Source organism: Roseivivax halodurans JCM 10272, from assembly GCF_000521785.1.
Classification (GTDB): domain Bacteria; phylum Pseudomonadota; class Alphaproteobacteria; order Rhodobacterales; family Rhodobacteraceae; genus Roseivivax; species Roseivivax halodurans.
This window is the reverse complement of record NZ_JALZ01000074.1, coordinates 1-7,219: the sequence shown is the minus strand read 5'-3', so window position 1 is coordinate 7,219 and position 7,219 is coordinate 1. Positions and strand designations below refer to the sequence as shown.

General features: G+C 66.1%; 6 protein-coding genes. 1 reads left to right on the top strand and 5 read right to left on the bottom strand.

The features are described 5' to 3' along the window. From OCH239_RS20845 to OCH239_RS20830, 4 genes are all read right to left on the bottom strand, one after another. A partial coding sequence (locus OCH239_RS20845; RefSeq protein WP_037267282.1) for a glycosyltransferase family 4 protein occupies positions 1-561 on the bottom strand: 561 nt, incomplete at its 3' end. Between the two features lie 25 nt (positions 562-586). Continuing rightward, the gene (locus OCH239_RS20840; RefSeq protein WP_037267280.1) at positions 587-1,567 is read right to left on the bottom strand and encodes a glycosyltransferase family 2 protein; all 981 of its coding nucleotides are present in this window, start codon (positions 1,565-1,567) and stop codon (positions 587-589) included. A gap of 23 nt (positions 1,568-1,590) precedes the next feature. Continuing rightward, positions 1,591-2,508, bottom strand: a complete 918-nt coding sequence (locus OCH239_RS20835) for a glycosyltransferase family 2 protein (protein ID WP_037267279.1) — start codon at positions 2,506-2,508, stop codon at positions 1,591-1,593. Positions 2,509-2,511: 3 nt separating this feature from the next. Continuing rightward, entirely contained in the window at positions 2,512-3,750 is a 1,239-nt protein-coding gene (locus OCH239_RS20830) for an oligosaccharide flippase family protein (protein WP_037267277.1), read from the bottom strand. A 228-nt stretch (positions 3,751-3,978) separates the two neighbouring features. Between OCH239_RS20830 and OCH239_RS20825 the strand changes: the two genes are divergently transcribed. Next, positions 3,979-5,196 carry a polysaccharide biosynthesis/export family protein gene (locus OCH239_RS20825; protein ID WP_051489702.1) on the top strand — a complete coding sequence of 406 codons (1,218 nt, stop codon included), beginning with the start codon at positions 3,979-3,981 and terminating at the stop codon, positions 5,194-5,196. 260 nt (positions 5,197-5,456) lie between these two features. Here OCH239_RS20825 and OCH239_RS20820 read toward each other — a convergent pair whose 3' ends face one another. Then, positions 5,457-6,863, bottom strand: a complete 1,407-nt coding sequence (locus tag OCH239_RS20820) for a WecB/TagA/CpsF family glycosyltransferase (RefSeq protein ID WP_037267272.1) — start codon at positions 6,861-6,863, stop codon at positions 5,457-5,459. Between the last annotated feature and the right edge of the window lie 356 nt (positions 6,864-7,219).

The following is a 7,219-nucleotide window of genomic DNA, read 5'->3' as shown; positions in this document are numbered from 1 at the left end:
ATCGTCCACCTGGCGGAAGGCCCGGATCAACACGTCGAACCCTTTTTGGGTGTGGAACCTGCCAAGCGCACCGATGATGCGCACCGGGCCGTCGACCGCAGGGATTGCGCGAAACGGAGCAAGGTCGACGCAGGGCGGAATGACGGTCAGAGCTTCGCTGTCCACCACGCTCCGGCGCAAGAGCCACGCAGCCTGCATCTCGCTGACCGCCACGACCCGATCGAAGAGGGAGTAGGCGGAGGTGAGGAGGGTCGTGAAGCGACGCTTGGCCGAGACGTTAGCAGCCGCGAACCCTTCGCAATAGCTGTGCTCGACATGGATCATCGGAATTCCGGCATAGCGGGCACGCAGGGCCATGAGGCCCGGTAAACCTCGCCAATTGATTGAAAGGTGCGAGACGATGACGTCTGCCTCGACGCGGATGCTGCCGAAGCGGCTCTTGGAAACGGGTATCACCTCGTGGTGGCCGAATGCCATCTCGGGGCTGGCGGAAAGGAAATCGAGATAGCGGACGACGCCGCCCGGATTAATGTCGTCGATGAGGTGTACAATACGTGTCATGAAAAACTTCTCCTGTAATGGTTACTTATGCGGCGCGGCGAGCGACGAGACGCCGCGCAAACCGAATAGATGCGGTCCCGAACATGGCGAGCGCACAGACTGCACCAAGGGTGATCATCGACTTCGCAGGTTCTTCGGCGAAAGGTCGCAACGAGGACGCGATTGAGCCCTGCATATTCTCGAGGGCTGCCGGGCCGTCACCGGCACTGACTGCCCGGCGCGCGAGGTAGCGCAGTTGATAGGCGCGGGCGGCGCCGACATGCTGCGCCATGAAGGTCGGTGCGATCGGAGTCAGTTTTTCGACCATCCTTTCCCAGCTGACATACTGCCGGTTGAGCGCAGACGACAGACCACCCGGCGCGACTCTGTAGCGGGTCAGTAGGCCTGTAATCCCCTCGATCTCCCAATCGGTGCTAAGCAGCATCCTCATCCAGCATTCGATGTCTTCCGATTGGCGGAAAGTCTCGTCGAACCACCAATCCCGTGTCTGCTCGCCCTCGGGTCGGTATGCGATGGCGTCGAGCGCAGCGCGGCGGATGACCGCGGCTGAACCGTTGCCGATCGGATTTCGCTTGAAGACATGCGCCGCAGTGACGTCCCTCAGGCGCGGACGCTGGGCCAGGCCCGTGGCGCGCCCCTCCGCATCCACGAGGAGCGAACCGGAATAGCTGATGCCGACCTCGGGCCGTGCCTCGAGATGAGCGACGTGGGCGGCGAGTTTCGTGGGGCGCCAGAGATCGTCCGCGTCGCAGAAGCCGATGTACCGGCCGCGCGCATGTGCGATACCGGTGTTGCGTGCGCCCGCGAGGCCGCGGTTGGGCTGTTGAACGAGCTGGATCCTGGGGTCCTTGAAGCTCTGCGCCACTTGCGGAGTGCGATCGCTCGAACCGTCGTCGACCACGATGATCTCGAAGTCCGAATGGGTCTGGGCGAGGAGCGAGCGGATAGTCTCCCCGAGCGTACTTTCGACATTGTAAGCGGGAACTACGAGGCTGGCGTGGGACATTGGGACAATTCTCGATGAAACTTTCAGTTGGAAAATAGCGCCCGGCGTGCGCGTAGCGGCAGGATCGGGGCTACGAGGGCGCCGGCGAACGTCATCAGCCCGCGTCGAAGATCCGAGAAGAACCCGGCAGGGCTCATCCGAGCGCCGGCGAAAGCGAGCCGCAGCGCCTCGCGCGGCGGTGCGTCCGTTCGCAATGCTCGGCGGGCGAGGTAGCGCAGGTGGATCGCCTCGTCGGCTGAAGACGATTTGTAGCCGTGGCTGAGCGCCGTCTCGAGGGCGGCTTGCCGTCCGCGCCGCATCGCATCAAGGTTCGACGAAAGGCCCGAGGGGGTCGTCCGGTAGTGGACGAGGACCTTGTCGACCGGGATCACGCGATGGCTGGTCGCCACGAGGCGGATCAGCCACTCGAGATCCTCATTGTGGACGAGACGGGTATCGAAACCGCGCGTCGCGCGAAAGGCCGAGCGGCGTACGACGATATTCGACATCGTGCAGACTGGGTTCTCGCCCAGAAGATCGGGGACCGTTAGATCCGCATGGCCGACCTTCGAAATCGTCCGAGATCCGGCGTCGTCGAAAAAGGCGATCCGGGCGAAGGCCGCGTCTATCGAAGGGTCCTGCATCACTCGCGCCATGTCCGCAAGCTTGCACGATGCCCATGTGTCGTCGGCGTCGAGGAAGGCGATCAGACTGCCGCGGGTTTCGCCAAGGGCGAGATTACGCGCTGCGCTCGGGCCGCGCCCGGTATTGGTGACGACCCGGAACCGATAATCGTTCGCGGCATAGAGCTCGGCGATGGCGCGGGTGCCGTCGGTTGAGCCGTCATCGACGATGAGTGCCTCCCAGTCATTCCAGGTCTGCGCGAGCAGGCTCTGGAGCGTCTCGGTCAACGTCATTTCGGCGTTGAAGGCGGGGATCACGATACTGAAGCGAGGGACCATGGCTCAGATTTCCTTCGCAAAGAGAGGGCGGAGCGCCGGGGCGAGCACCGGCAGGGCTGATCCGATCTGAGTGACGGAGGTCACGAGAAGCGTACCCCAAGCGATCGCGACCAGCCCGAGCGGCGCCATGATCGCGGTGCTGAACGCGAGTGCCGCGGCGGTGGCGAGCGTGATCCCGAACTCGACCTGCGGACGGTCGTGGGCCCGAAGCCACCCGGCCGCTGCGGTCCAGAGAATGCCAGGGATGGCCGCGAGGCACAGGATGGAGACGACGCCCGAGATGTCCTCCCAACCCTCTCCGAAGAGGACCGGCACGTAATAGGGTGCGGCGAGCGCCTGCAACACGACAGCGGGGGCGATGACGCCGAGGCTAAGGGCGAGTGCCTGGCGCACGGCCTGTCCACGGTCCCACGCCGTGCAGAGATGCGGGAAGAGCGCGGTCGCAAAGGCCTGTGCAAACGAGTTGGCGAGACCGAGGCCGGCATTGAATGCCATGAAGTAGAGGCCGAGCATCTCGGGGCCCATCATGGCGCCGACGATCAGTTTGTCGCCCTGGAGGCGCGCGGCCTTGACCACCTCGACACCGAGGATCGACGCGCCGTAGGTGATGAACGGGCGGATCGGCGCGGGCACAACCCTGCGATCGGGCGTCCAGGGATGCAGGCGGCGCATTGAAATGAGCCAGATTGGTGCAGCGAGAAGACGCGGCAGGATCAGTGCCAACGGACCAGGCATCGCGACCGCGAGCGCGGCCGACATGAGGTTCGCCCCCACCGCCTGACCGCCTGCGATGGCAGCGGTGGCCTGCATCCTCCCCGCGCGCATGGCGAGCGCGCATTGCACGAGCCCCGCGGGCATGAAGAGGTATTCGCAGGCGAGGATGGAGATCAGCGCGAACAGCATCGCGCTGCCGCCCAGGGCGAGGATGAGAGCGCCGGCGGCGATCTGGACCGCGAAGAGGCCGAGGCACCAGACCCAGAAGATCCGGTGCGCAGTACGGGTCGTTGCGGCCAAGTCCTCGTCCCTGGCGGCGATGATGCGCTGGCCCGCGCCGTTCTCCGTCAGGGCCTTGAGAATGTCCGACGCGGCGAGCGCCGCGGCGGCGACGCCGATGGCGCCGGCATCCATGGTTCGGGCAACCGAGATCACCACGGCGAGGCGCGAGGCCTTCGTCGCACCCTCCGACAGGCAGTAAGCCATCAGCGGGCGAGCGAATGGGCCAAAACGGTCGAGGAGGGACATGGGGTGAGGTCCGTGTGGGTGGCGCGGCGTGCGTTCGGTTTTGACCCCTGATAATCGTTCGGCGCTCCTTATGCGGGCCGCCGTGGGAGAGTGGCTGAGCACAGCTGGACTGTGTTCTACCCGCCCGGATAGACTTGCTTTCTCCGACCGGGAGGTGGACGCAGGCGCCGAAGTCGTGTCACAGCAGGTTCAACCAAAAGACGATCGCGCATCCCGGAGGCCCGAGCCCTGCCACGTCCCTCTTTCAGCCTGACGGCGAGCGCCGCCGCCCTTCTGATCGCGGGGGCCTGCACCGCACCTACCCGTGTCGAGAATATCGAACCGGTGGAGACGGGCGACGGCTATCAGGCCCAGTACCGCGCCTTCGCGGGGCCCGCGGGAGATCCGCCGGTCCTGCGGTCCGCAGCGATGAACGCAGCGAAATGCCGGCCTTATGAGGGCGGCGGATCCGGTGGCAAGCTTGGCGTCTCGGTGCCCGCGGCCCTTGGGGGAGAGACATTGTCGCGCGGAGACCTGCTCGACCTCCGACTGCCCGATGACGTCACCTTCACCGGCGAATACGTGGTTTCGCGGGACGGCACGCTCAAGGTTCCGTTCCTCCAGCCGATCCGGGCGGAGGGTCGGACGCCCGATGCGGTGGCCGCGGATCTGCGCGCGGCCCTGCTGAGCGGAGCGTTCTACGATCAGAGACCCGAACTGTCGCTCCTTATCACCGACCTTGCGCCGGTGCGCGTTGCGGTGTCGGGCGCGGTGTTCGAGCCGCAGGCCGTCGAGATCGGCAACGTCTCCGGGGCCGACCGCGACGCGCGGCGGCAACTTGCGCTCGGCGCGTCCACCGAGGGGCGCAACCTCTCGGTCGCCCTCCGGAGCGCAGGCGGCATCCGGCCGGATGCGGACCTCTCTGCGATCCAGCTCATCCGCGGGGGCGCGATCTACACGCTCGACCTGCGCGGCGTAGTGGAGGGGCGTGCCGTTCCCGACGTGATCCTGGCCTCCGGCGACGAGTTGGTGGTTCCCTCGCGCCAGTGCTTCCAGGACGATCTCATGCGGCCGAGCCCGATCAGCCCGCCCGGCGTCGCGTTGTACCTCTCCAATCTCACGCAGCCCGCCACCGGAAACGCGCCGTCCGCCATCGGCCAGGAGGTGCGCGAGGTGCCCTATGGCACGCGCTATCTGCAGGCCGTCGTCGACGCCAACTGCGTCGGCGGGGCACGGGCGACGAGCGCGGCGCGCTCCGCCGCGCTCTTCTCGCGCAATCCCGTGACCGACGTGTCAGTGGTGATCGAACGGCCGATCGAGAAGATGCGCATGCGCGCGGATCGGGACGACTACGATCCCTACCTGCTGCCCGGTGACGCGATAGCCTGCTACGACAGTTCGGTGACGAACGTGGCAGAGGCGGCGCGCGTTCTCGGCATCGTCGGTGCGGTGGCGCTCATTCGCTGACGCCTGCGCACGAGAGGTGGGACGCGTGCGATGATCTGGAGCGTATTGCCGGCTGGGCACATCCCCCGCCCGGGCGGGGCTCCGGGGGGGACAGCTGAACGCGACAGTCGCTGCTCTGATGCGTTGGCTGCCCGGGCGTATTTCGGTGTCGCCAGGCGGATCGTCTTCATGCGGCGACACGGACGTTCACGGGTGAAGAGCTCGGTGAAGGCGCCCTAAGCCCAAGGCCTCAAGCGCCTGCCCGGTCATCGTGGCGACCGTCAGTAGGCGCCGCGTCCGCCGATCACCGCACGGAATGTCGATGCGATGAGCACGAGATCCAGCAGGACCGTGCGCGAGCGGGCATAAGCGATGTCCATGTCGATCATCTTGTCGAAGCCGATTTCGGCGCGGCCCGAAACCTGCCAGATGCCCGTGAGGCCCGGCTTAACGCCGAGACGTCCCAGTGCGCGGACAGGGAAGGCGGCAACTTCCTCGGGGAGCGCGGGGCGCGGGCCGACGAGCGACATCTCACCCTTCAGGACGTTGAGGATCTGCGGCATCTCGTCGATCGAGAAGCGGCGGAGGATGCGGCCGACCCGGGTCACCCGTGGATCGTGCCGCGACTTGAAGCACACCCCCTCGCGGTCTGAGGTCGCGAGCAGTGCCGCGCGGCGCTGCTCGGCATCGATATGCATCGAGCGGAACTTGTAGAGGGTGAACGGAACCCCGTACTTGCCGATCCGAGTCTGCCGAAAAAGCACCGGACCGCGGCTGTCGAAACGGATCGCAAGGCAGAGAAGAAGCGCAAGCGGCGCGAAGAGCGCCAGCGCGCCGCCGGCGAGCGCAATGTCGAAGCCGCGGCGCGTGGCGGCCAAGCCGTCGGCCTCAGCAAGCGCGTTGCGGACCGAGCGGGCAAGGAAGACCGCGTTGCCGACGAGGTAGCGTCCCGCCATGCGCCGCGGCTCCATCGCGAGACGCCAGATCCATTCGCATTTCGCTCGGCGGACGGCCAAGGGCGCCCGGGCGACGCGGCCGGCGAGGAAGTCGAGCAGCGCGCCGACGCCCATGGTGATGGGCACGTCGAGGAGATGAGCATTCTCCGCGAGCCAGCGGTCCTGCTTCGGCACGCCAAGTGCGACGAGCAGGATGTCGGGATGCGCGGCATTGATCTCGGCGATGGCCGCGGCCTCATTCGCCATACCGTCGTACCCGTCGCGCGTGCCGACGACACGCAGGCCGGGGTGATCGAGGCAGAGTCTTTTCGCCGCCTCTTCAGCGACGCCTGGACGCCCGCCGAGAAGGAACACCGACAGCCCTTTCGAGGCGGCACGGGCCATGAGGCGGGGCGTGAAATCGGTGCCGTTGAGGTTTTCCGCAAGCGAAAGGCCTTGCAGTCTCGCCGCCACATCGATGCCTATCCCATCCGGCAGGACCATATCCGCAGTGACGAGCGCGTCGGCGTAGGCGGTGTCCCGTGCCGCGACGTTGGCGCAATGGGCGTTGAGGAAGGCGATGCGTGCGCGCCTGCCGGGCATCAGCAGATGGTCGAGCACGGTCTCGGCGCTCGCCGACACGAGCGGGATGCCAAAGAGAGGCAGCGTGTCGATCGGCGCGGATGATGCGGTGCAATTCCAAGTGACGATGGGCGCGGAGAAACCGGCGGAACCGTGGTGTGCGAGGGTCATGGGGCATCCTGTGAACGGCGTTGTGCCTTTCAGATGCCGGGGATGATGATCGTGCCGCCACGTCGAAGACGGCGAGGTCGTGACGCCCGTCGGATCGGACGATCCTCGCTCAGGTGCCGTTTTCAGTTAGGAAGTAACGTCACGTAATTCGTCAGGAACAGTGATATATCCGCGGGGATAGATACAATTATGCAATTGCGCCGTTAAGCTGAACGCTGCGCCATGCTAATTGCGGCCAAGCAGGCGCTACGTGCGCTCGATGTCCTTACCCGGCCGTTTGGAGGTTCTGACGGTGTCTTTTGACGATGCACAGCAAGCCGCACCGCATAGCCAGCCCGGTGCGCAAACCGGGAAGG

Excerpts from the sequence above, each read along its gene's own strand:
- OCH239_RS20835 (WP_037267279.1), bottom strand. The coding sequence starts at position 2,508 with ATGGTCCCTCGCTTCAGTATCGTGATCCCCGCCTTCAACGCCGAAATG.
- OCH239_RS20830 (WP_037267277.1), bottom strand. The coding sequence starts at position 3,750 with ATGTCCCTCCTCGACCGTTTTGGCCCATTCGCTCGCCCGCTGATGGCT.
- OCH239_RS20820 (WP_037267272.1), bottom strand. The coding sequence starts at position 6,863 with ATGACCCTCGCACACCACGGTTCCGCCGGTTTCTCCGCGCCCATCGTC.
- OCH239_RS20840 (WP_037267280.1), bottom strand. The coding sequence starts at position 1,567 with ATGTCCCACGCCAGCCTCGTAGTTCCCGCTTACAATGTCGAAAGTACG.